Genomic DNA, 25274 nt, shown 5'->3' with positions numbered 1-25274 from the left:
GAGGCTCTTCAGCGTTCTTTAGGGAAATGGATCCTTGGAATGAGCGTCATGCCGCCGTCCGGACGGCACTTCTCAAGGGACTAACCGATTTGTAATTGGCAGGGTTGCGGTAGCCTCGCGCCGTGCGTTTGATGTTCTTGATCGCGGTGTTGTTGGCCTCGACTTCGCCTGTCGTGGCACCGGTAATGATCAGCACCTCGATCTCTTTTCACCATTTGCAGACAGTGCGGTAGAGCCTGTTGGTTTCGGGCCGCGCGGCTGCTGTGACCAGCTCCTCGATTACCTTCTTTGCCGCCGCGGCGTCGTCCAAGGAGCCGGTACGGAGCAGGGCCCGGAGCTGTTCCTGACTTTCAGACGGCCTGGAGGGTGCCGGTTGGATCGTCCAGGGCGAACACTTCCTGGAGTCGGAGGGCGGCCAGGCAGCTGAGAGTGTCGCCGCTGCAGCAGGAGCATGCGGTGGGCCCAGTTGTTGACGGGTCCTGAAAGTAGTCCACGCACCGGAAAAGTGGCTCATCGATGCCCAGCATCCTGCGGGCTGAGTTTGTCCACGTCCGGCAACCTGAGCGGTCACAAGTTGCATCTGCCAACCTCTGAGGATGGACCACGGTTACCCCGCCACCGCCGCCTTCGCCGCCTCCTTGGCGTTCATCCACTCGCTCAGCCAAGGCGCCCGGACGCTGGACGTGATCCGGCAGTCGGCCACGAACGTTCCCTTGGCGCCGGCGTCGATCCAGTCCGTCAGCGCCGAAAGGTCCGCCAGCGACCGGACGATTGCCGACTCGGCACCCAAAGCGCGCGCGATCCCGCTGAAGTCCACCTCGGGGATCAGCATGGGCTTTTCGGTCAAGCCCTGGGAGCCATACTGGTGGATCTCGGCCCCGTAGGCGGCATCGTTGTAGATCACCACGATGGCGCTCTTCGCTGCACCGATGAGCGATTCGAGGTCGGCCAGGCCCATCAGGAAACCGCCGTCACCGGAGGCCAGCACCAGGGTCCGGCCGTCCTCCACGGCGCGCGCCGCCCCGACGGCGCTGGCCAGCCCAAGCCCGATGGCCTGGAATGCCGTCCCCACCATTACCAGGTCCTGCGGCCGCGGAATGTTCCAGTACATCGGTGCCCAGCCCACGAAGTGCCCGCCGTCCTGGACCACCGTGCGGCGCTCCGGCAGTACGGCGTCCAGTGCCGTGGCCAGGGAGCGCGGGTCCAGCCGGCCGTCCGGCGTCTCGTCCGAACCCGGGTGGTGCCCCGGACCCGCAGCCAGGCGCTTAGAAGCTTCCGCCCGCCAAGCTTGGGCTGAAACCACGTCATCAAGCAGCTGAAGAAGGCGGCCCGCGGCGGACTTCGCGTCCGCGCTGACGAACAGGTCTACCCGGGGGTTCGTGGGCAGCAGGGCAGTGTCGATCTGGATGACCGTGCTGTCCGGGCCGAGCAGGTGCCCGAACCGCATGGTGAACGGGCTCAGGCTCGCCCCGGCCACCAGCACCACGTCGGCCTCGCCCATGAGCCCGGCCGCGGTGTCCGTGCCGAAGCCGCCCGCGACGCCGAGGTACCCCTCGCCCTGGAGGAGGTTGAGCGCCAGGGCGGTTCCGGCGGTCAGGGCGCCGAGCCGGTCGGCAAGCTCCCGGAGCTCCAGGCCGGCTCCGGAGAGGTGCGCACCGCGGCCGGCGAGGATCAGCGGGCGCTTGGCCCCGGCGAGCAGGCGGGCTGCCTGCGCAAGGCCGCGGTCGACGTCGTCCGTCACCTGAGCCGCCAACGGCGCCGGAAGTTCCTCATCCGCAGCCTCGAGTGACGCGAGGTCGTAGGGAATGGCAATCACGACGGCGGTGCGCTTGGTGAGTGCGTACTCCACCGCCTGCTGGGTGATGGCGCCGGCGGCGTCGCGGGTCACGGTGAAGGTGGCCGCGCCGAGGCCGGCGGCGATGGCGGCCTGGTCCACGTCCTGCGGGCGGGCGCCGCTGCTCGGCGCGTCGCCGGTGACCAGCACGACGGGGATCTGCGCCTGGACCGCCTCGGCCAGTGCGGTGAGTGCATTGGTGTAGCCGGGGCCGTAGGTGGTGGTGCCCGCTGCGAGCCGTCCGGAGGTCCGGTAGTAGGCGTCGGCGGCGGCGATGGCGGCGCCCTCATGCCGGACGGCGGAGAAGCGCAGGCCCATCTTTTCGGCGGCGTCCAGGAAGTAGACGTTGCCGTTGCCCATGACGCCGAAGACGTCGCTGAGGTAGCTGCTGAGAACCTGTGCCACGCGGCCCGAGACGGTGAGAGTAGTCATGCAGGAATCCTGTGGGCCAGCTTACGAATAAGCAATAGAGCTGGATCTGACTGGAATTATTGGCAGTAAGGAACAGGAGTAATTGAAAATATGCCTACTTGTGGCCTGCGTCACCCGTAGTTTCATCCGAGGGGTGGGATTCCTGCTTCGAGAGCCGGTTCAGGAGGCCGTCGTAGCGGGGCGGTATAAGTTCGACGACGGAAATGGCGGTGCTGGTCCGCTGGATACCGTCGATGGCCAGGATCTGGTTGGTGATGCGGTAGAGGTCGGCCGTGCTCCGGGCCACTACCTTGGCCATGAGGTCCGCGTCGCCGGTGGTGGCGTGTACCTCGATCACCTCGGGGATGGCCGCGAGCCCGTTCTCCACCGCCCCGGCCCGGGTCTGGCTGATGGCCAGCGAGAGGAAGGCCATCAGGTCGTAGCCGAGCGCGGCGGGGTCCAGCCTGCGGCTGAAGGAGCGAAGGGCGCCGCTGCGCTCCAGCCGTGACAGCCGGGCGTGGACGGTGTTCCGTGCGACGCCGAGTGTCCGGGAGAGTGCCAGGGCACTGGCTTCGGGATCCTTGTCCAAGGCCAGGATGATCCTGCCGTCGAGGGAATCCAGGGTGCGGGAGTTAGCGATGGTCATATTTTCACCACATGCAGTAGAAGTTGAGCAGAAGTCCCAATGCCTTGAGCGTATCTTGCAATGTGCGCCGGGTCACAATCATGATCGGTCCTCATGACCATCACTCATCTTCAATCGGCACCCGCCGCCGCGCGCCCCACCCTTCGCGTTGCGGTGACCGGCCTGCCGTCCTACGTCCCGGGCCGGCGCAGCGCCGGCATGGACATCGCAGCCCTCGCCAGCAACGAAAGCCACTACGAGCCACTGCCCGCAGCAATCGCTGCGGTGGCCGGAGCTGCAGGTGCCATGAACCGCTACCCGGACATGGCCGCCGTCGAACTCCGCGAACGGCTTGCCTGGCACCTCGGCGTCACCGCCGGGGAGATCGCGGTGGGACCCGGCAGCGTGGGCGTCCTCCAGCAGATCATCACCGGACTGTGCGACGCCGGTGATGAGGTCATCTTCGCGTGGCGCTCCTTCGAGGCCTACCCCATCCTGGTGGAGCTGGCAGGTGCCCGGCCGGTCCGCATCCCGCTGGACCACCTGGAGGGACACGACCTCGACGCCATGGCCGCGGCCGTCACCGAACGCACCAAGGTCATCCTGCTGTGCACCCCCAACAATCCCACCGGCGTCCCGATCAGCCATGAGCGCATCGAGGCCTTCCTGCGCGCCCTCCGGCCGGACATCCTCGTGGTGATCGACGAGGCCTACGTGGAGTACGCCGAGGCGGGCAGCGGCCCCGACTCCCTGGCGCTCTACCGCGAGTACCCGAACGTCTGCATCCTGCGCACCTTCTCGAAGGCCTACGGACTGGCCGGGCTGCGCGTTGGATACGCCGTGGCGGCGCCGGACATCGCCGAGGGGCTGCGCCGGACCGCCCTTCCCTTCTCGGTGAGCGCGCTGGCCCAGAAGGCTGCCGTCGCGTCGTTGGACGCGGGGGAGGAGATGGAGGCGCGGGTCGCCGTCGTCAAGCAGGAACGCGCACGGATGTCTCGGGAGCTGGCAGCCCGGGGCTGGAAGCTGGAGCCGAGCCAGGGTAATTTCCTGTGGATCCGTGCCGACGACGAGCTCCGGACGAGGCTGATGGAGGCGTTCGACGGCGCCGGCATCATGGTCCGGGCCTACCAGGGCGACGGCGTCCGGATCACCGTTGCTGACACCGCCGCCAATGACCGCGTGCTGCGGATCCTCGCAGCACACGCCGCCTGAATTCTTATCCCCAGATCCGTTCCACCTACTAACTAGAGGAATCCCATGGAACAACAGACAAAGACGTCTGCCCGCGCGCTCGGCGCGGCCCTCAAACCCCGCCAGCTCACCATGATGGGGCTTGGAAGCGCCATCGGCGCTGGCCTTTTCATTGGCTCCGGCGCCGGCATCCAGGCGGCCGGCCCGGCGGTGCTGATCTCCTACCTCGTGGCCGGCACGCTCATCATCCTGGTGATGTGGGCCCTCGGCGAGATGGCCGCAGCCAATCCGGACAGCGGTGCCTTCTCCGTCTACACCGCGAAGGCTTACGGGCCGGTGGCAGGAGCCACGGTGGGCTGGCTCTGGTGGCTGCAGCTCGTGGTGGTCATCGCGGCGGAAGCACTCGGTGCGGCTGGCCTGCTGGCTACCATCTTCCCGGCCCTGCCGGTGTGGCTGATGGCCTTTGTGTTCATCGTGGTGCTCACTGCCGTGAACCTGACGAGCGTGAAGAACTTCGGCGAGTTCGAGTTCTGGTTCGCGTTGCTCAAGGTGGCAGCAATCGTCGGGTTCCTGCTGGTGGGCGCTGCACTGCTCTTCGGCTGGCTGCCGGGCGTCCAGTCGCCGGGGCTGTCCAACTTCACGGGTGAAGGGTTCGCGCCCAGTGGTTTTGCCGGCATTGCGACGGCGCTGTTCGTGGTGGCGTTCGCGTTCGGCGGCACGGAGATCGTGTCCGTCGCCGCAGCTGAGACCGCCGAGCCGGCCCGCAGCGTGAAGAAGGCCGTTCGGACCGTTCTGTGGCGCATCCTGGTGTTCTACATCGGTGCCATCTTTGTGATCGCGGCCGTGGTTCCTGTGGGATCGGCAGGCCTGAAGAGCCCGTTCGCCGCCGTGCTGGACGCCGCCGGTATGCCCGGTGCGGCTACAGCCATCACCTTGGTAGCGGTCGCCGCACTGCTATCCGCGCTCAACGCCAACCTCTACGGCGCCTCCCGGATGGCGTACTCCCTGGCGGAGCGCGGCGAGGCACCGCGGCTGCTCGCGTCCGTGTCCAAGGCCCGGGTTCCGGTGGTTGCAGTCCTTGCCAGTGTTGCCTTCGGCGTTGTCACGGTGGTGCTGGAGCTGGCTTTCCCCGAGATGGTCCTGCCTATCCTGCTCAACATCGTGGGCTCAACCTGCCTGCTGGTGTGGACGTCCGCGCTCCTGGCCCAGCTCGCGCTGCGCCTCCGCGCCGATCGGGAAGGCACGGAACTTCCTCTGCGGATGCCCGGGTTCCCGTGGCTCACTGTGGTTGGGTTGGTCATCCTCGCGGCGATCTTCACGGTGGGCTTCATCGGCGAGGATTCGCGCCCCCAGCTCCTGAGTACCTTCGGGCTTGTCGCGCTGCTTGCGGTGGCGAACTGGCTGAACCACCGGAACCGTACCGTTCCGCCCGTTGTTGAATCGTCGGAGCAGGCCAAACCGCCGGTGCTCGTCGACTGAATCAGATGCCGTGAACCCTCCGTGGGTTGATTGTGCGCGAGGGCGTCCGGCCAGGCCGGGCGCCCTTCCCGTTGAGTACCGGGTGGCTGGCCGTTCGGTGTAAAGGCGTTTCTCGAGGCAGAGGGTTGGAGGCTTCCGCGGTGGTTCATGTTCTCCTTTGGTTATCTCCACAGGGGAACTGCTAAAGCGGGGAGGACTTGACGCCAAAGTGCAAGTATTAAGCAGAAGCGACGTGGAGAGGACTTGCTTTCTCAAGATTGGATCAAGGTTCTCTGAGTTTTCACTCAAGGACGTCCTCCACAGGCCTGAGCTGGCAACGTGAACAAATACGCTTTTCAAAGACGCGATTTATCTTGACGAGAAGGTCTTGTGACCACAAGCGGGCAGGGCGGAGCTATCCCTAGTGCTCATTCAATCTTTGTCGATAAGTGGTAGTTGAATCGTAGAACTTGCACGAACCATTTGGGGGCTATCGCCGTGACCGACATCAATCCTGCAATGGGAGTTCCTCCCAAGCCAGAGGGCTCGCCTAGTTACACGGCGCCAGGAGCTCAACCTTTCATTTCTTCGCCGACCAACCGGATAGCCGGGAAACGCCGTTGGCTTGGATTGCCTAGCAAAATGACTGGGCGGGCAAAGACGGGGACGGGTTCGAACCCCGCATCTCCGCGCGGTGGAAGCCAGGGCCGGGGATCTTTGAGGATTGCTTGGTACTGGGCTGCCGCGGCTGCCGTTCTGTTCCTCATCGGTGGACTGGTGCTTGGCGCAACTCTCCCTGACCCGAAGAAGAGTAAAGAATTCATTGCTCTACAATCCGAAAAGGACGGAGTTAGCGCGGACCTTGTGAAGCTGCAGAGCCGCTACAACACCTTGAATTCAAGTATTAGCGGACGCGAATCCACAATTTCCACTAAGGAATCTGCGATCACGGTTCGCGAGTCTGCGGTGAAAGCCGCCGAGGAAAACGTTAAAAAGCGTGAAGAAGCTGTGACGGCGGCCGAAAAGACTAAAGCCGCGAACACAATACGAGAAGGAACCTGGACCGTTGGCAAGGACATCGAACCCGGGACCTATCGAACTGCCTCCGATGTCTCCGGAAGCTGCTACTGGGGCATTTACCGCACGGGTTCCAACGGCTCGGACATTGTGGACAATGACATCGTGACAGGCGGACGCCCCTCGGTGACCCTCTCAGCCGGGCAGGACTTTAAGTCGTCTCGCTGCGGTTCTTGGACAAAGCAGTAAATCTAATTACTCGCACCATAACTGTGCGTTTCGGTGCCGATTTTGTATGGTACATTCCAATCCACGTTTTATCCGAGCCGGTTTAAAGTCCTTGGCATTGTGGTGCCATGGGAGCCGGGTTTCCGCTCTGCTTATAATCACGCCAAACAAAGCGGACCACGGAGCGGATGCCTGCTCAATTGCTTGCACCAGCCGGTACCAGGAATTTCATCGTTGATTTGCTATATGCCGTCTTGATGCGGCGTCAAAATGGGGAGGAACTCAAGAAATGTTCTCGAAAGGTATTAGGTCTGTCGTTTTGCTGGCAGGAGCCCTCGCTCTCTCCGGCTGTGCAGCCTCTACCACGGCTGCGACAACCATGGTCAAGCCGACACCGACGCCGACTGTCAGTGGTCCGCCTGCCGATGGAGGCAGTTACGCAACAGTCGGGGCGCTCAAGGCAGCCTTTGTCAAGGCTGGCGGTGCTTGCCCCGACTTCAAACAAACCAACCGGATCACTCTTGCTGCCGAATCTGCGGAGTGTTCGACTAACACGGTCATCTCCACATACGTCTCAAGCAATGACATTAGCCAACTTATTCAAACTGTAAAAAAGCTGAACGCGGACTTGAAGACGACGGGAGGCAATTCATGGCTCGTGGGCGAAAACTGGGTCATCAACAGCCCGACCTCGACCGATATGCAGGAAAAGCTTGGCGGTAAGATCGTCAGCTTCTAGCTGGGTAAAAAATGCGCAAATCTTGATCATCAATTGATGCCTTCGGCCGTAAGCAAGTTTTTCAGCAGGTTTTTCGCCAATACTCCGCCTTACCTTCCCGTTTGGTTATAGTTAATTGCGGGGGACGGACCTGTCATTTGATTGACGAGGGCTATAGCTGAGTGACACCGCAGGCAGCAATCCACCAGAGACATTAGCCAACGAGTCAGACAGGATCTGTAATGACAGAGAACACAACATTGTCGGAGGCAAAGCGTGACGGCAAAGCCCAAGCAGCAGCCGATAAGGCATATCGCAAGGCGTCACGCCCTTGGTTCAAGAAGAAGCGCTTCATACTCCCGCTGGTTCTTGTATTGATAATGATCGTTTCATCGATTGCAAATGGGGGGAAGAGCACTTCCTCAGCGCCTGTCGCTCCTGCAGCGAACGCACCAGAGGCGGCTGCGGCTGCGGCGCCAGCTGCACCAGCACAGGCCGCGGCTCCTGCTCAAGCTGCTCCCGAGGTCTTGCAGGTCGAAGCTGGTCAGATACTGGAGGACTTCAAGGGCAATGAGGCTGCTGCTGACGCGAGGTACAAGGGCAAGATTCTGCAGGTCACTGGCTACGTGGACAAGGTTGACACTGAATTCCTCGATAAGGATCAGTACGTCGTTCGGGTCGACAACGGCGACAAGTACACCTTCTTGCACGTCAACTGCAATGATGTGCCAGCAGCACGGGCAGCCACTATTGCGCCCGAGAGCGCTATCACGGTGCGCGGCACTTTCCAGGATGGCGGGGATCTCGGCGTTGAGCTGAAAGCTTGCGAGGTTCTCTAACCCGACCTATCCGGTCTCGTCGGTCCAAGTCTGTGCCTCTAGCTAGGCACAGGCTTGGATCGTTCTAGTTAACGGCAGGATATATAGGTTCACCGCTGGAACGGTGCGTCCGCTTTGCTCTGGCGGTCTGAAGCGCCGCCAATAATCGCCTTAACGCAGGTTCCCAAATAATCGCCTTGATGCCGGCTAGCAATGTTCTCGGTTTGTTCATAGGCAGCACCGGCAAGCAGGGTGGTAGCACCTATTCAGCCAGTCAAGTTGGCTTAGGCGCGGCCTCCCGCCAGCCCCATAAACATCGTCCGGTGCAGGATGTCCACGTGCTTCCGGGAGAGCTCCACAGCTTCCTCGACATGACCCGCCCGCAGGGCTGCCACGAGCGCGATGTGGTCCTGGTTGGACTTGTGCAGCTTCTCGATGGGGTAGGGGATGAAGTAGTCGTACAGCTCGGCGAGGGTCTCGTGGTAAACCTCGACGGCGGAGTCCAGGCATGACGCAGTTCCCACCAGTTGATGGAACTGCTCGTCCATCCGGTGGTAGTAGGACCAGTCGGTTGCCTCGGCCATTTCGCGTGTCAGTCGTTCCAGCTCATCCAACTGCTCAGCTGTGGCGTTGACCGCGGCGTAGTGGGTAACAGCGCATTCGAACAGCAGCCGCCGGTCCACCAGCCGGTTCACCGCCTGGGACTCTGCGGGTGATGCCGAAAGTGAAGCCAGAACCTCCGTAGGCGGCGAATCCGCGACGAAGGTTCCACCGGCCCTGCCGCGCCGGCGCACCACTACGCCCTGCTCCGCCAGGCTCGCCAAAGCCCGGCGTGCAGTAATCGGGCTCACCGAGAGACCCAGGGCCACATCCTCTTGGTCCGGCAATCGCTCGCCCGGTTTCAAGAGCCCGAGCGAAATCGCCATCCCGATCCGCATCCGCACGGCGTCCATGGCGCTGCGCCGCTCCATCCCGGACACCCTCCCGGAACCTAGGCGGGCGGGCTCGGCGGTGTCCTCCAGCTGACGGGTCATATCCGCTACTTTACGGCTCACTCCGGCCCCCTTCCCTTTATTGGATCATTCTGATCTAATATAACCCGGATCACACCCCACAGCGGAGAAAAACCCATGCAACGCATCCTTCCCCTCGTCGCGGCCCAAGCAAGGCCCCGGCTCGTCGGCGAACCCGTCTCGGCCTTCGCCGACGAGGTCAAAGCAGCCCTCGAGGCCCAGCCGCACAGCAAGCTGGTCGTCTTCCCCGAACTCCACCTCTTCGGCGATGAAAACCCGGACCTCCAAAGAACCGAAATACTCCAAGCAAGTGCCGAACCCCTGGACGGCCCGCGGGTCAAAGAGCTCAAGCAGCTCGCCAAAGACCTCAACATCTGGCTCGTCCCCGGCAGCGTCTGCGAACGCGGCCCGGAAGGCCAGCTGTTCAACACCCAGCTGGTCCTGTCCCCGGAAGGGGAGCTCGCCGGCTACTACCGGAAAATCTTCCCCTGGCGCCCGTTCGAGCCCTATGACCCCGGCGACAAGTTCACCACCGTGGACCTCCCCGGCATTGGGATGGTGGGCCTGAACATCTGCTACGACGCCTGGTACCCGGAGGTGTCCCGCCAGCTCGCCTGGATGGGCGCCGACGTGATTCTCAACGTCGTCAAAACCACCACTCCGGACCGCAAACAGGAGCTGATCCTGGCCAAGGCTAACGCCATCGTCAACCAGGTCTTTATGGTCAGCGTCAACTGCGCCGGCCCCACCGGCCAGGGCAGGAGCATCATCGTGGACCCGGAGGGCAACAGCCTCGCCGAGGCACAGGACGAGAAACCCCAGCTGCTCACCGCGGAACTGGACCTGGCCGCCGTCGACCGCGTCCGCACGCACGGCACGGAGAACCTCAACCGCCCCTGGTCGCAGTTCCGCGAGGGGGAGCCCGCCGTCGAACTTTCCGTCTACCAAGGCCGGATCAACCCGGCCACCTGGACACCGCCGTCCTACGAGCCCTAAGGAACCACCGTGACAACAACCCTCACCCGCACGCTGAAACTGCCCAGCCTGGTCCTGTTCGGGCTGGCGTACCTGACCCCCATCATCGTCCTGGGGATCTTCGGCATCATCGCCGAAACCACCGGCGGCGCCGCGCCCGCCGCGTACCTCGTGGCGCTCGTGGCCATGCTGTTCACCGCGCACAGCTACGGCCGGATGGCCGTCGCCCACCCCGTGGCCGGCTCCGCCTACACCTACGTCCGCCGCTCCATCGATCCCCGGGTCGGGTTCCTGGTGGGCTGGGCCGTCCTGCTCGACTACCTCTTCCTGCCCATGGTCATCTGGCTCATCGGCGGTTCCTACCTGACCGCCCAGTTCCCGGGCGTCCCCATCGGCGTCTGGGTGGTGGGCTTCATCGTGATCACAACGCTGCTGAACATCCTGGGCATCAAGGTGGCGGACAAGGCCAACTACGTGCTGATGGCGTTCCAGCTGCTGGTCCTGGTGTTCTTCGTGGCGCTGGCCATCGGCAGCGTGGTGTCCGCCAACGGCGCCGGGGGACTGGCCAGCGGGCAGCCGTTCTTCAACGACACGTCCAGCTTCACCACTATCTCCGCCGGCGCGGCCATCGCCGCGTACTCGTTCCTGGGGTTCGACGCCGTCACCACCCTCACCGAGGAAACCGTCAACCCGCGCCGTACCGTGCCGCGCGCCATCATGCTCGTGGCCCTGATCGGCGGCGGCATCTTCGTGGCCGTGTCCTACGTGACCCAGCTGGTCCACCCCGGCGGCGTGTTCGAGGATTCGGCCTCCGCGGCCAGCTCCATCGCCCTGCAGATCGGCGGGCAGCTGTTCGGCGCCGTGTTCCTGGCCGGCCTGGTGGTGGCGCAGTTCGCCTCCGGCCTCGCCGCGCAGGCCAGCGCCTCCCGCCTGCTGTACGCGATGGGCCGCGACTCCGTCCTGCCCAAGGCCGTCTTCGGCCGGCTCAGCGAGAAGTTCCACACCCCGGTGGCGAACCTGGTGATCACTGGCATCGTGGGCCTGATCGCTATCTTCCTGGACGTAGCCACGTCGACGTCGTTCATTAACTTTGGTGCCTTCACCGCCTTCACTTTGGTGAACGCCTCGGTGGTGTTCCACTATGTGCGCCAGCGCCGGGGCGGGCAGCAGCTGAACCCGATGTCCTACGTGGTGGTCCCGGTGATCGGCGCCATCATCTGCGCCTACCTGCTCTCCCAGCTGGACAGCAACGCCATTACGCTGGGTGTGTCCTGGCTGGTGCTGGGCGTGGTGGTCCTGGCCCTGATCACGCGGGGGTTCAAGGCCGCGCCACCGGAGATGACGGCCACGGAGAAGGCAACGGTCGAGGCCGCTGCCTGAGTTCTGGCCGGTTGGTTGTTTGGCCCGTTGGGGCGAGGGAGGGAATGGTTGTGAGGATTGCGCTGGGGCAGCTGGAGTCGGGCGCCGACGTCCAGGCCAACCTCGCCGTGATTGATACCTTCGCCGCCGAGGCAGCGCGCGACGGCGCCGCGCTGGTCGCCTTCCCGGAGTACGCCACCTACGAAAAGAAGAAGGTGGACGCGACGTTCCCGGCAGTGGCCGAGCCGCTGGACGGGCCGGTCTGCCGGGAGCTTGCCGACATCGCCCGCCGCCACCGCATCGCGCTGGTGGCGGGCGTGGTGGAGACTTCCGACGAGACGGGCCGGGCCTACAACACATTGGTGGCTTTCGGGCCCGACGGCGGCCGGCTAGCTTTCTACCGGAAGATCCACCTTTTCGACGCGCAGGGCTTCGGGGAGTCGACGTTCATCAAGCCGGGCCCGTCCACTGATCCGGTGGTATTCGAGCACGGGGGAGTGCGGTTCGGGCTGATGACCTGCTATGACCTGCGGTTTCCGGAGCTGGCCAGGTCGCTGGTGGACGCCGGCGCGCAGGTCCTGCTCGTCTGCTCGTCCTGGGTGCCGGGTGAGCATAAGACGGAGCAGTGGCTGGCTCTAAATGCAGCCCGGGCGATCGAGAACAGCGTGTACGTGGCGGGGGTGTGCCAGGCGCCGCCCGTGTCCGTGGGGCGGAGCGTGCTGGTGGACCCGATGGGGGTCGTTGAGGCTGACCTTGGGCTGGAGCCAGGCGTTCGGGTGGTGGAGGTTGCACTGGAGACTGTAGAGCGGGTCCGGGAGTCGTTCCCGATGTTCCAGCAGCGGCGGCTGTAGTCCCAAGGTCACCTCGTCTCAGGTGGAGCCATTGCTGCTAGATCAGCTGCAGGTATCTCGTACCCCTGTGGCCTCAGATAAAGGTAACGGTCGCTGTTGCATACAGCCCTGCGTGGGTACCGTTTTGGCTGTCTTGGTGGGCTCTAATTAGCGCCTTTCCGCGTGCCCCTCACCCTGCTCGATGGCGCGGGATCGAGCACTTTTACCGTCCAATGCACAATATGCTGGGCTTATGACCTCTCCGCAAGTATCTGAACCGAAAGCCAAGAAGCCAGATTGGCTCTGGATTGGACTCTGCGTCTTAGTCGGCGTCGCTGCTATTTTTGTCGCTTGGCGGCTCGTCCTTCCCAATCCCGACCTAAATGCTATGCCAGCATTTTGGTCAGGAGTTCTGATCAATGTTGGAACCTCGATCCTCCTAGCCGGAGTCCTCTTCGTGCTTGAACGGCGGTTCGTCAAAGAAACCCGGGTAGTGGTAGCGGAAGCTGCGGAGGCTGCCGCTACCCAAGCTGTTGAACACGCGTCAAATGCAAACAATCAGCTTGGGGCACGCGTCTCTGAACTCGAAGCACGTCTCAATGAGCAGCTCGCTGAACAGCAGAGAATTCATGATGAAGCCCTGAGCTCACTGACGTCGGATGCTTCTTACGAATCAGTGTTCCCAAGTCTCAAAATGGCATACGAGCTGGGGGCGGTTAGCCAGCAAGGTTTGACAATACCCGCCGGACCCGACGCAGGCTCGCCGAGAATCCGTTTCGTTTACGAGCCTGCTTTCTATGATGACGAGGGCGGCGGACACGAGGAACAGCTCACAGTTCAGTATGTGGCGGAGAGGAAGCCGAATGAGATGGGCACACCCATAGTCTCCACACTTTGGCATGCGGGCGATCACCCTACCGATGTCTTTCGTCGTCTTATGGCTGACATGGTTCGTTCGGGTAGGGGCAACGACACAAAGCGGCTCAAGATAGGTAACGCATTCACAAACCTGGCCCTGGCCCTGAAAGAAGCTATGTCCGCTCGTCGCGGGGATGAATCTTGGCAGTCCGGCGGCTCGGTGATCGAGCTTCTGACAGACGGTTGGATACTGACCGAGAATGGAGTCGAAACCAGGGGCCATGGGATCGTGGCGACACCCCCACAGTTCACTCCGCCGTTCTCAGCGTCAGAGCGTCAAGCCTGGAGGTTGCCTGACAAACCGAAATGGGCCGACCCGGAAGTGTGGAAAGTAGCGATGCAAAGGGGTCAGCAGGAGCTGCCTACATACTCGCCGTTTCCCTTCTGATGGCCTGATAGACCATCTAACCTAATCCCACAACGGCACCGTCCCTACTTATGCAGCACAGTCGTAACCGATCTTAGCCTGTGATTACAGGGCAGGTGAGTAAAGCAAAAGCTCCAGAATTGCCTGGCAACCGTAACCCTCAGCTTCCGAGCAACCGCGACGAGTTGGTGGCACTAGATTGAGCTAACTGCCGAATGGCTAGCAAGGCTGGCCGAGAACTACTCTGTCGTCGATATTCTGTCGATCGATAAGAGGTTCGGCATCAAGTGGAACTGACGCTTAGCGCCACTCTTGTGCGCAAGGTGCGTCACTTGTTTGCATCGAAAAATCTTCTGTCAATGCACAATTTGAAGGATCTCACGGGCTCCTCGCTCCAACGGTTTTGAACTGATTCTTGTTGTGCCTTTCGAGTGATAGATGTAATTGGGTCCGGGCCGCGGGTGGAAGGCAAAACGCCCACTTGTGGCGAAGTAACTTCAGCACCCCTGTGCTCAATCATCGAGATCCGTGCACAGAGAGCGGAGCTGAGGAACTAACCTTTGGGGAGTGTCAGGATACGGAAGCCGCATCCAATTTGTTCAAAGTGGTCCCCGCCGCTAAGACGAAGATCCCTGCGTAGGGTAGCTGCGGGAGTCAGGGCCGAGGAAACATCACGAAGCTCGTTCGCCGCAATTTTTGCAACCAGCTCATCTGCGGTCCACACGTTCGGGCTCGTCCTCAGCAACCTGTGTTGCAGCGTCAATCCACGTGAGCTGGGCGTTCGCGGAATCCTGGTCAGCCGCCGCGAACCGAACGAACTCATCTGGCACTTCATACCCGATGGTCTTCCCCGGTCCCTCGTACACGGCTTCCAGTGGAAATGGGACTTCACCCTGCAGCGCACCGGAATCAATGAGTGAAATTGTCGCACGCTGGGCGGGCATAGAGAAACGTCGAAGGGACCTGTCATCGGCGTACCCTGCAACCTCGTAGATTTCTGCTCTACTTGCCAGCCCTCCAGTCGCGGCAGCTAGGGCGATGACATCGGCTTGCGCTGCGTACCCATCGCGGCGGAGATTTGCAAGAAGTTGGTGATAAGCGGCTGAGGTCCATTCGCCGGCATCACGGGTCCTGCTTTCTGAGACCGTTTGCAGTGCTGAAGACAAGGAGCGAGATGCGTTCGCGTCGATTGACCTAATCTTATTCATGAGACGGTAGAAGTCTCGCGGATCCAGCAGTATAAACTGAGCCCCAGTTCGCGACAAAGCCTCTGTGACTAGTTCGGGTCGAACGCCCAGCACTTGCTTCTTCGGTTGCGTGATGACAATGCGCCAGTCCTCTTTACTGTCGTTCGTAACGACGACGAAATCGCGAGATTCCGACTGCCCCTCAACGAAGCGCAAAGCCTGCTCCCAAAGGAGATAGTCGCCTGTCCCACGCTCCGGAATCTGTTCCTTCTTGTCCTTCCCGTCAATGTAGCCGGGCGGGACTTTTGCTTCGAACCGTTTCAGGCCCAGCTGGACCATACTCTCTTCGTCAGAACCAAAGCTTTCTCCGATTCGCCCTTCGAGAATCGACTCCAGCCGCTTCAAAACGGGGTCCAGGCTGTTGTCCCTGAGAATTTGTTTCACGTCAAGGGGCTTGCCTCTGGCATCGTCAATCTGGGCTTCCAGATCAGCTAATGTCTTATTGATTTGTGCGCGGATTTCATCGAGTTCAGCTGTTCGTTCACGGTCCGGCCGCAAGGAGTTGACGACCGCGAGCAGTTCGTCGCGCACCCCGTCGAGCGGTTGAGCCAGAACTGGTGCCTCCGCTATGGCCGACTGACGGTTGCGCCAGAACTCGCGGAGGACCTGGTGAGGTACGAAGAGACGGTCCTGCAAGAATTCGAGCGCGTCGAGAGCGAGGTCGCGAGCCGACTCAGGAATTGAGTAAAGGTCAAGCAAGACATTCGTGTCCAGCACGACGAACGACTCACGTAACAGAGTCAGCGCTTCCTCCTCTGTTGGATCCTTGTAGCCCTCGAACCCAGTCCAAATGGTCATGCGCCGTTCCCCCATTGAAGTCGTTTCCTCAGTAGACAGGGGCCACCCTTGGCCCCTACCGTCGTCGTCCCTACATTAGCGCTACTCGCTTGTTATTCCCCGCCCCGCCTCAAGCAGGCTCTCCCCGTCTGGGTTCTGATTCTTCTTGCTTGTACCTCTTGAGGCTGACCTGGCTTGGGAACTGCTCGTCCATCTCGTTCTCGCAGCTTTCCTGGGAGTTAGCCTTTTTGTCTATCGGAAGAGATTGGCGATCGCCCGCACGTGCGTATGTCAAACGAGAAGCCAAGGTAAGACAGTACCTGCAGTTAATTTTCGTCGTTCAGCAGGAGATACTAACGACGCTGTGGAGCCAATGGTTAAGGTATCGCAGATCCCCGACTCCCCTCCGAAGGATCCCCCTCATCCCTAGGTGGCGGTTGACCTCACCGAGTTTGCCCTGTCCGGGAGGGACGACAGTGGCAGCTGCAGCATATCTTCGCCGGTGCGGCTAGCGCTTTGTAGGTCGCGGGGCCCGCGAGTAGCGCCTAATAGCTAGGCGCCGCCACCCGATGCATCGGGCCAATCGATCCAAACGACGCGACCAGTAAGGATCATCCGTGGACGTGGTCCCAGCCAACGGCGCTGGTCCGTGAGTGCTGGTTCTCGTGCGGACCGGAAACAACGGCTCTCATATCGAGGCGGCGAGTGCCCGACCCATGGCAATCGTTTGCATGCTGGGGTAGGGTGCCAAACTTGCCGCATGGGAACATAGTGAAGTGACTAATTCAGATCATGCTCTCCCTGGCGGGAAGAGGAGCGCGGACGTCGACGAATGTGCGGTGTGTAGTCTCAACTACGATTTCATGCTGCCGCCGCAACTAGTGGAGGCGGCAAAGCAGGGGCGCCTCGTGATTTTCGCAGGAGCGGGAATCAGCACGGAGAATTCCAGAGTATTCCCTTCGACATTTTATGACGAGATCAGGTCCGAGCTTCCTGAGGACTCTGTTTGCGAAGACTTCCCCTCAGTCATGTCGGCTTATGAGAAACTTTACGGTCGACTGCAGCTGGTAGAAGAAGCAATGAAGCGAATCCGCTATGCAGAGACGTTTCCGGCTGTACGGCAGTTTGCCACAATGTTTCATGAAGAGTTATCGACGATCGCCCAGGTCCGTGAAATTATAACCACCAACTGGGACGCATTTTTTGAAGAAATCTGTGGTGCCATCCCCATCGTAGTAGACGGAGATTACGCCTTTTACAACTTGCCGGATCGTAAAGTCTATAAAATTCATGGCTCATTGAGAAATATCTCTACATTGGTGGCAACCAGTGAGGACTACGAGGAAGCGGAAGCTAGTCTTCGTGCATCCGCAGTAGGCGGAACGCTGCGTCATTTGCTTGCCACTAAGACTATAGTTTTCACCGGGTATTCGCTTCGTGATGCAGACTTCCGTAACGTCTATGAACCGCTTATGGAGGGCATGGGAAAACTAAGGCCGATATCCTATTTTGTAGGACCTTTCGACTCCCCAGAGGCTGAAGCGCTGGGTATTCGACACATCAAAACGGATGGAACATACTTCCTGCGATCTCTAAAAAGACATCTCGAAGAAAGTGGCGATCTGTTATCGGATGAGGTTTTGGATCGTTCGCGCAAGCTCCGACCTCTTTTGGCGACAGTCCATAAAGAGACGATGCGAATGGACTGGCGTTCCCATCCAGAATTGTTCTTTTCGTTGGCTTACCAGGATGGCATGTTAGACGGATTTGATCGCATACAGTCCCAATGTATGACTGGCGAATACACTGACCCAAAGCAGGTCCGCAGCACTTTGCGCACCTACAATCATTTACTTCATGTTGCGGTTGATCGGAACCGATTCTGGGATGCCGCCTACATAAATGGCTATCTAAACGGGCTCATGACACTGGTCGTTGAAGACAAAGACCTTGCTTCACTCCCGTTTTATGAGCTGTTTGAGGATGACGTTTACGCCCTTACTGACGATGAACAAGACGCTGCGCAGGCTGGCCTTGAGCAGAACACCGAAGGAAAGCTAGATACCGGTGAGGAACCCGATCTTCGGGAAGAGGTCGTAAAGACTTCTGCTCCGTCCATTCCGCAGCATTGGGGCGAAACCGAGCTTGTTGAAGCTTTGGAAGGGCTTTTTGAAGCATTGCCCGAAGCTCTTAAAGAAGTGGAAAGGTACATGGTCCGCCTCGGGCCAGACATGGTTCCGCAACATACTCCGTTTCTGGACGGTGTTATGGACTGAGCACGAAAAACGTCAGAGCGGATGCTGTGCGGACCTCTCTCCTCGGGTGAGCCTATGCCGAAGATCTGGCATCACTGCCTATTTCACAATAAGGGATTCCGGCCTGCAACTCGATCATGAATGGCAGTCTACTTTGGTGCATATTCACCTGAGCCATGTATTTTTTTCGGCGTCATGCCATAGCTAGGTGCGCCAACTACGGGTATGAAATAGTCTGGCCCGGTGACTGATTTCATCGGAAGAGTGGCACCTCCCCACCTCCACGAAGGCTTGTATGAATTACTCAAGACGACTTCACTCACCGATCGATTACTGAGTCAGCACGATTTTCAAGCGTTATTTCGTGAGATTGAAGACGAAGCAGTTCCTGATCTTCTGTCTCGCCACGTGGCACTCGCGGTCCGTGAAGCTCTTGCCTCAGCCAGGCCGGCGGACAGGGTTGGCATAGCCAACCGTGTTCTCAGCGATCTGAGCATCGAAGATCGAATTGAACATGGCCCAACTCAGCTCCAGTCCCTGCACAGGCCTGATGCACTTAGGCCTCGCCGACTCCGTCGTCCCACCACAAACTTGAGCGACTCAGCGCTTCTCACCAACAACAAGGATGACCCCAATCTAGCTGCCGAGCTTCGGGCCGAGATGGAGTCAGCCGACACAGTTGACCTTCTTTGCGCCTTCGTCCGGTGGACCGGCCTGAGGCTCCTGGAGCCAGCCCTTGAGCAGCTCAATGAGCGCGGCGCCAAGCTCCGGGTCATCACCACCACATATATGGGTGCTACCGAACGCCGCGCCATTGACGAGCTCGTCAACCGGTACGGGGCCGAGATAAAAATCAGCTACGAAACGCACGCAACTCGATTGCACGCCAAGGCCTGGCTGTTCCGACGCAATACCGGATTTGATACCGCGTACGTCGGCAGTTCCAACCTGAGCCAGGCCGCACTATTGGATGGCCTGGAGTGGAACGTCCGGCTTAGCTCCGTGGCTACGCCCGCCCTCCTGCAGAAATTCGAGGTCACGTTCGACAGCTACTGGGAGCAGCGAGCCTTTCAAAGCTACGATCCGGAACGCGATGGCGAGAAGTTGGACGCCGCACTGGAACGGAACGGCGGCCGTCGCACTGCGGCGCCGGATGCAACTACCGGCCTTGAGATTCAGCCGTTCCTTCACCAGGAGGAGATGCTGGAGGACCTGGAAGCAGAGCGCCTCAAGGGTTACAACCACAACCTTCTAGTCGCGGCCACTGGAACTGGAAAAACGGTTATCGCGGCCCTGGACTACAAGCGGCTAAGCGAGGCGGCGGGCCGCGATCTGAAGCTGCTGTTCGTCGCCCATCGTCAGGAGATTCTCAAGCAGGCGATGCGCACCTACCGTGACGTCATGCAGGACGGCGCCTTCGGTGAGCTCTACGTGGGGGACCACAAGCCGCAGGATTGGAAGCACATCTTCGCTTCGGTCCAGTCGCTGTCCTCGCTCGGCGTCGAGCAGCTGGAACCGGACTTCTTCGACGTCGTGGTCATCGATGAATTCCACCATGCCATGGCACCTACCTACCGCCGGTTGCTGGAACACCTCCAACCGCAGCAGCTCCTCGGGCTCACAGCGACACCGGAACGCGGCGACGGCGTCGACGTCGCCAAGCAGTTCTTCGACGGCCGCACAGCCAGCGAACTTAGGCTTTGGGACGCCCTGGATGCCGACCTGCTCGTGCCGTTCCACTACTTCGGTGTCTCCGACGACGTCGACCTGAGGCAGTTGGAATGGAAACGCGGCAACTACGACACCACCCAGCTGAGCGCCCTCTACACCGGGAACGACGCCCGGGCCGCCAAGGTCATCCGCGAACTCAGGGACAAGGTCACCAGCACCGACCAGATGCGGGCCATCGGCTTCTGCGTCTCCGTGCAGCACGCCCGCTACATGGCCGAGGTGTTCAACCGAGCCGGCATTGCGTCCGTCGCAGTCGACGGCACCACTGACAATGCTGACCGCGAGGAAGCCCTGCGACGCCTGAGTGAGCGGGAAATCAACTGCATCTTCGCCGTCGACCTTTTCAATGAAGGGCTGGACCTGCCGCAGGTGGACACCATCCTGCTGCTCCGGCCCACGCAGAGCGCCACGGTCTTCCTCCAGCAGCTGGGACGCGGGCTGCGCCGTGCGGAGGGCAAAGCAGTGCTGACGGTCCTGGACTTCATCGGCCAGCAGCGCCGTGAGTTCCGCTTTGATCTGCGCTACCGGGCCCTGACCGGCTACGGGCGCAAGGAGCTGGAGAAGGCTGTCGAGGAGGAGTTCCCATACCTGCCCTCCGGCTCGCAGATCGTGCTGGACCGGGTGGCGCAGAAGGTGGTGCTGGACAACATCAAGGCGCAGCTCCGGTCCAACCGGGCGCAGCTGGTCCGGGACATTGCCTCGTACGCCGAGACCGAGCTGGAGGCGTATCTGGAGCGGTCGGGGAACGACGTGAAGACGATCTACCGTTCCACCAGGGACTCCTGGACCGGTTACCTCCGTCAGGCAGGGTTGGTCGAGGGCTTCTCGCCCCTGGAGACGGTGCTTCGCGGGAAAATTGAGGAGCTGTCGGACGCGGAGGAAAAGAAGCTGCTGGGCCGCATGGCCGCGCTGATTCACGTGGACGATCCGGAGCGCGCCGCTGCCTATTCGATGCTGGTTGCTCCCGACGCACCTCGCTATGCAGATCTTGGCATGCGCGAGCAAGCTTTCGCGCGAATGCTTTTTTACACGCTGTGGGATGACGGCGGCGGGTTTACAACGTACGACGGCGGACTGGACCATCTGCGCGGCTACCAGTTTGTGTGCCGCGAGATCCGCCAGGTCGTGAAGCTGGGAGTGGCGGCGTCCAAACACGCAGCGAAGAGCCTTGGAGCTGGGCTGCAGCACATCCCGTTGCTCTCGCACGCCACTTACCGGCGTGAGGAGGTTCTGGCGGCGCTGCAGTACGGCTCGCTGGAACAGGGCAAGAACGTGCAGCACCGCGAGGGCGTTGCATGGTGTCCTGCAACTTCCACAGATGCCTTCTTTGTCACCCTGAACAAGGACGATAAGAAGCACTCGGCGACCACCATGTATAAGGACTATGCCATCAGTCCTGAGCTGTTCCACTGGGAGTCGCAGAATGCGACGTCACCGACGAGCCCCACGGGCCGCCGCTATCTTGACCGGGCTTCGCATGGTTCGCGGGTTCTGATCTTCACGAGGGACAAAGCTGACGATGAGACCGGGCTGACAGTTCCTTACACGTGCCTGGGGCAGGTGGACTACGTTCAGCATGTGGGCGAGAAGCCGATCGCGATCACCTGGAAGCTGCACCGGCCGATGCCGGCAGACGTTTATGCGAGTGCGGCTGCCGTGGGGCAATAGCGAAGGTCGATTCCGCCCCAAGTAATCCCACGGCCGAGGGCTGTCCAGGAGGTTCCGGGAACTGGCAGTGTCGCTGGGGATTTGGTAGTCGAGGGACCTGCAATTCCTCCTGTGTCGCCTAGCCGAGGAAATGAATCGGCAGGCACGCGTTGTGGACCCTCTTGCTGACCCCGATGAGTTCTCTGGTCCACTCAGACTGATCAGCAAGCCTATGCTGGTGCTGGAGAATCGGGACCATTCCGTGCATTGCCAAGGCTGCACCTAAGCAAGCTGTATCTAGTGCTAAGGCCATCATTTCCGGGCTGCACCACTGCGACGCTGGAACACTATCGTAGTAGCCGCTGATCGTATGGAGCATGCCCAGAGGCGTGGCGTGGACCCCGTTTGACAGTAGCTTGTATGCGAGCTCAACCCATCCCGGTTCTGCGAAGCCAATGTCCAATGTTCGAAGCTGCTCAGCGGGAGAAGCAAGGCTGGGGCGCTTAGTCCCGTTTGGCGTGCGCATATTATCTACGGCGAAGTTGCCACGCCCGAGTGGATAAAAGAGCCGTTCGCTAATTTCGGGCGCTACTCCACGGTTTTGGAGTTGATCGATCATTGATTTCTTGCGATAAGTGGCATCGTCCATGACTGCTATATAGCGGTTCTCGATTTCCTGGACGGAAAGCCGATGGGTTTGCCAAGCAATGCGGGCACCGAGTTCAAGGAGCAGCCGCGAAGCGGACACAAGCAGATAAGGAGAGCTCCCATCGCTTAGGGAGTTAACGACGACACGAACTAACTCCAGTGTGGTGTAGAACGGAAGCGCCGACGTCAGGTTAATGTCTCCGGATTCGATCTCTGCAAGTGATGGAGCAGAGGCATAGAGGTCCACGAGTGGCTGAACCGCTGCGGTGGCCTCCTCAAGAAGTGAATTGAGGAGAGAGGTTGGGCGCCCGGCATTTGAGTAGGGCGAGTTGGCGGCCGCGGGTCGCGCGACCAGATCTTCCACCGATTTGGTTGGCGTTGACAGGCCAATGAGATCTAGCTTGTGATCAAGATGGCAGGCGGCGACGAGATCGATAACTGTCGAATCAGAGCTCAGACCTCGGACACTGGCAAGCGCCGTCCCCGCGACCTGTGCAAAGAGTGCAGCCATGGGGGCGGTTGCTGTGGCGCCGAGATGACCGGACTCCCGCGAGACCGAAGTCCAGGCAGCGGCATAGTTGAGATGGCCACACATGCCCAGCAAATTTGCCACAGGCCCGGGCAGCTCCGTCACTGCTTCAACCGTAGCCGGCACCCGGCGAGCAAGGTCGATTTGGAAATTAGGTAGCCCCGGACCGGCTTGGGCACTAGCCAGGCGATCCGTCGGAATTGGGTTGCACCAGCGATCAATGTTCGGAACAGACAGATCACTCTTCGAGATGAACTCGTGAAGTGAATCTCGATCCGAGGCCAAAGTGGACTCTAGAGCTGCAGTACTGCCTGAGGATGAGCCCATCCATATACTTGACAAGGCTGATTCCAACACCGTCCGTGACAGGGAGCCTGCTAGAACTGCGCTGTCGCCGCGAACCAAGAGCCCATAAACCTCATCAGCTCGGTTGACGGCAGAGAACTCATGGAGTTCGGCGAGTATTTCGGGACTCGATGCCGAATCCCTCAATTCGAAACCGCAGTTTGCCTTATCCATCAAAGCATCGAGTTTCTGTATTACGCTGCCCGTGTTATTTGCACTGGATTGAGCGGTGGCGTTTGTCAATCGCTGACCAGATCTTCCTGCTTGGTAACGTCTACTACTGATATGGGCGAGGAAGTGCTGGCGGCAGCTGCATGTCCATCTCGCAACCGACACGCAAGTGTGTCTACCGCCAGTTCCATTGGAAGCGCAGCAGAGAACTTCAACCCCTGAATCATCTGGAGGGGGACGAAGGGCAACGCGACAGCCACTCGGTTCGCGGCCTCGCGAATATCAGCAATGGTCACCGAGATTGGCAGGCGCAGCATTGCGTTATCAGCACGCGCATCATCGATTCCTAAAGCACCCAGCAGAGTGAGGTTTGCTTTCAAACCGGCCCAGGTCCAGAACACTTGGCCAGCCTCGGAACGCCGCAGAACAAGTCCAGACTGCTCCACGGTCTCCGACTGACTGGCACGGAGCTGGGGCAGATGTTCTTTCGCGCGCTTGGATATCTGGACGTCGGGGGTTGCACCAAGGAGGATCTCACGCATGGCTTGCATCATCGCGTAGGATTCAGCAACGCTGCCACTCTGCCACCGCGAAGTTCCTTTTTCGGCCATTTCGCTCACGCGAACAATATGCCGATCCCAGTCCACCGCCTCTACGAGCCAAGAGCGTCCCGAAAGCAGCAGCTTTCGTGTAGCATCGCTTGGACCACTCCCGACTAAGCTTATCGGCGCCACAGAGCCAATTTCTCGCTGACCAGCGATCACGGTCAATTCGGGCGCGGCGGTGAAGGCACTCAACAAGTCCATGAAGTAGCGACGGCCAAACTTCTTTTCAGCCTGGGGGCCGATGAAAAGTAGACCACTGTCCTCTGCTAGGAACTCTTCGTTCCGGAGGAAGTCCAGAATCTCGCCCACATTGTCCATAACGGCGAGATCGCCCCACCAGTGTGGCAACGATTCTGGCGAGAATTGCCCCTCTTGCAGAGCCAAGGCCAATATCTGTTGGGCAGCTATGTGGTTGGGCGTCGCAGGTGGTTCAACAGCCTCGATGAAACCGCGCTTCCAAAGCAACAAGACAGCGGCCGCCCGAAGTAGGGAGTCGTAGTTGGTGGTGAGAAAGAGCGCATTACGGCGCGATCCTGGTCGCCGCCCAGTACGTCCCAACCGCTGCAGGAATGAAGAGACAGTCCAAGTTGAGTCGATTTGAATTACCCGATCCAGATCGCCGATGTCGATGCCTAGCTCCAGGGTGGACGTAGCAACAATTACGCAGTCACGGCTCTCTGCAAATGCTTGTTCGCTCAGCCTTCGTTCGTCCGCAGACAAGGACGCATGCGAGACGAATGCGGTAACTCCACGCTGCCGCAATGCGTAGGCGAGTTCTTCGCAATCTGAGCGTGACACGCAAAACGCCAACCGTTTCTCTCCACGGTGCAGCTTAGAAATGATTTGGGCCGCGTTGTCGATTGATCCGACATAGTCGAGAACGACTTCGACGTCCGTCACCTGAACGGCGTCTTCCGACACCACAGTGGACGGCTTTCCCTGCGACAGAGCCGACCCTTGCAGCCAATCTAGGATCTGTTGCGGATTTCCTACTGTCGCTGACAGTCCAACGCGCTGAATAGGTCTACCTGCAATTCTCTGGACGCGCTCAAGTACAGACAGCAGATGCCAGCCGCGGTCATCACCGGCGAAAGCGTGGACCTCATCAACAACAATTGCCCTCATGTTGGCAAAGAAGGAGTGGTGGTCTACGCGCTTTGAAACCAGCATCGACTCGAGCGATTCCGGTGTCGTCAGGAGTACCTCCGGGGGGTTACTGAGGATGCGCCTGCGCTGCGACGGCCCCACATCGCCGTGCCATAGTTCGGCACGCCGGCCGACCCAAGAACTATATGAGTTGATACGGGGCTGCAGGTTATTCAGAAGCGCTCGGAGAGGCGTGACGTACAGGACGGACAAGCCATTCCATTCATCGTCGATCAACTCGGAGAGTAGGGGGAAGACTGCCGCCTCTGTCTTGCCACCGGCAGTCGGAGCCAGCAAAAGACAATCAGAACCTGAACGAATAGGCTGCACCGCTGCCTGCTGGAGCGGCCGCAAAGTAGACCACCCCAGCGAATTCACAACGTGGTATTCGATGGACTCGTTCAAGCCCGT

Annotated in this window: 18 protein-coding genes; 11 read left to right on the top strand and 7 right to left on the bottom strand. The window is 60.4% G+C overall.

Annotation, left to right across the window (positions count from 1 at the left end; genetic code table 11):
* Positions 1–46 precede the first annotated feature (46 nt).
* The 3 genes from FNL14_RS03840 to FNL14_RS03830 all read right to left on the bottom strand — a co-directional run bounded on the left by FNL14_RS03840 (position 47) and on the right by FNL14_RS03830 (position 2891).
* On the bottom strand, positions 47–196 hold the full coding sequence (locus FNL14_RS03840) for a transposase (protein ID WP_181762536.1): 150 nt from the start codon (positions 194–196) through the stop codon (positions 47–49).
* A 411-nt stretch (positions 197–607) separates the two neighbouring features.
* Positions 608–2266 (bottom strand): thiamine pyrophosphate-binding protein, encoded by a 1659-nt coding sequence (locus FNL14_RS03835; protein ID WP_142057779.1) that lies wholly within the window; start codon positions 2264–2266, stop codon positions 608–610.
* A gap of 94 nt (positions 2267–2360) precedes the next feature.
* The gene (locus tag FNL14_RS03830) at positions 2361–2891 is read right to left on the bottom strand and encodes an Lrp/AsnC family transcriptional regulator (protein ID WP_142057777.1); all 531 of its coding nucleotides are present in this window, start codon (positions 2889–2891) and stop codon (positions 2361–2363) included.
* A gap of 93 nt (positions 2892–2984) precedes the next feature.
* Between FNL14_RS03830 and hisC the strand changes: the two genes are divergently transcribed.
* The 5 genes from hisC (at position 2985) to FNL14_RS03805 (ending at position 8321) form a co-directional block, all read left to right on the top strand.
* On the top strand, positions 2985–4082 hold the full coding sequence (hisC, locus tag FNL14_RS03825; RefSeq protein ID WP_142057775.1) for a histidinol-phosphate transaminase: 1098 nt from the start codon (positions 2985–2987) through the stop codon (positions 4080–4082).
* A 45-nt stretch (positions 4083–4127) separates the two neighbouring features.
* Positions 4128–5540, top strand: a complete 1413-nt coding sequence (locus tag FNL14_RS03820) for an amino acid permease (protein ID WP_142057773.1) — start codon at positions 4128–4130, stop codon at positions 5538–5540.
* A gap of 477 nt (positions 5541–6017) precedes the next feature.
* A complete protein-coding gene (locus FNL14_RS03815) occupies positions 6018–6785 on the top strand; it encodes a hypothetical protein (RefSeq protein ID WP_142057771.1) in 768 nt (255 codons plus the stop codon).
* Positions 6786–7143: 358 nt separating this feature from the next.
* A complete protein-coding gene (locus FNL14_RS03810; protein WP_142057769.1) occupies positions 7144–7503 on the top strand; it encodes a hypothetical protein in 360 nt (119 codons plus the stop codon).
* Between the two features lie 221 nt (positions 7504–7724).
* Positions 7725–8321: a hypothetical protein gene (locus FNL14_RS03805; protein ID WP_142057767.1), complete on the top strand. Its 597-nt coding sequence runs from the start codon at positions 7725–7727 to the stop codon at positions 8319–8321.
* Positions 8322–8584: 263 nt separating this feature from the next.
* On the opposite strand, the gene FNL14_RS03800 is transcribed toward FNL14_RS03805, so the two are convergent.
* Positions 8585–9334 (bottom strand): FadR/GntR family transcriptional regulator, encoded by a 750-nt coding sequence (locus FNL14_RS03800; RefSeq protein ID WP_142057762.1) that lies wholly within the window; start codon positions 9332–9334, stop codon positions 8585–8587.
* A 96-nt stretch (positions 9335–9430) separates the two neighbouring features.
* On the opposite strand from FNL14_RS03800, the gene FNL14_RS03795 reads away from it, so the two are divergent.
* The 4 genes from FNL14_RS03795 (at position 9431) to FNL14_RS03780 (ending at position 13783) form a co-directional block, all read left to right on the top strand.
* Positions 9431–10309, top strand: a complete 879-nt coding sequence (locus tag FNL14_RS03795) for a carbon-nitrogen hydrolase family protein (protein ID WP_142057760.1) — start codon at positions 9431–9433, stop codon at positions 10307–10309.
* Between the two features lie 9 nt (positions 10310–10318).
* On the top strand, positions 10319–11668 hold the full coding sequence (locus FNL14_RS03790; protein WP_142057758.1) for an APC family permease: 1350 nt from the start codon (positions 10319–10321) through the stop codon (positions 11666–11668).
* A gap of 44 nt (positions 11669–11712) precedes the next feature.
* Entirely contained in the window at positions 11713–12498 is a 786-nt protein-coding gene (locus FNL14_RS03785) for a carbon-nitrogen hydrolase family protein (RefSeq protein ID WP_255470692.1), read from the top strand.
* A 232-nt stretch (positions 12499–12730) separates the two neighbouring features.
* On the top strand, positions 12731–13783 hold the full coding sequence (locus FNL14_RS03780; protein ID WP_142057754.1) for a hypothetical protein: 1053 nt from the start codon (positions 12731–12733) through the stop codon (positions 13781–13783).
* A 686-nt stretch (positions 13784–14469) separates the two neighbouring features.
* Here FNL14_RS03780 and FNL14_RS03775 read toward each other — a convergent pair.
* A complete protein-coding gene (locus FNL14_RS03775; protein ID WP_142057752.1) occupies positions 14470–15807 on the bottom strand; it encodes a PIN domain-containing protein in 1338 nt (445 codons plus the stop codon).
* Between the two features lie 755 nt (positions 15808–16562).
* On the opposite strand from FNL14_RS03775, the gene FNL14_RS03770 reads away from it, so the two are divergent.
* Together FNL14_RS03770 and FNL14_RS03765 are read left to right on the top strand one after the other, a co-directional pair.
* Positions 16563–18062, top strand: coding sequence for an SIR2 family protein (locus FNL14_RS03770; protein ID WP_142057750.1), 1500 nt, complete (start codon positions 16563–16565; stop codon positions 18060–18062).
* 222 nt (positions 18063–18284) lie between these two features.
* Entirely contained in the window at positions 18285–21440 is a 3156-nt protein-coding gene (locus tag FNL14_RS03765; RefSeq protein WP_142057748.1) for a DUF3427 domain-containing protein, read from the top strand.
* Between the two features lie 118 nt (positions 21441–21558).
* On the opposite strand, the gene FNL14_RS03760 is transcribed toward FNL14_RS03765, so the two are convergent.
* Positions 21559–23184, bottom strand: a complete 1626-nt coding sequence (locus FNL14_RS03760; protein WP_142057746.1) for a hypothetical protein — start codon at positions 23182–23184, stop codon at positions 21559–21561.
* Positions 23181–25268: a DEAD/DEAH box helicase gene (locus FNL14_RS03755; protein ID WP_220126149.1), complete on the bottom strand. Its 2088-nt coding sequence runs from the start codon at positions 25266–25268 to the stop codon at positions 23181–23183. Before FNL14_RS03755 ends, FNL14_RS03760 begins: the two co-directional genes overlap by 4 nt.
* Positions 25269–25274: the final 6 nt, after the last annotated feature.

The organism is Pseudarthrobacter sp. B4EP4b (genome assembly GCF_006680095.1).
In the GTDB taxonomy this organism is placed as follows: domain Bacteria; phylum Actinomycetota; class Actinomycetes; order Actinomycetales; family Micrococcaceae; genus Arthrobacter.
The sequence above is the reverse complement of the archived record's forward strand: the minus strand, read 5'-3'. Positions and strand labels throughout refer to the sequence as shown.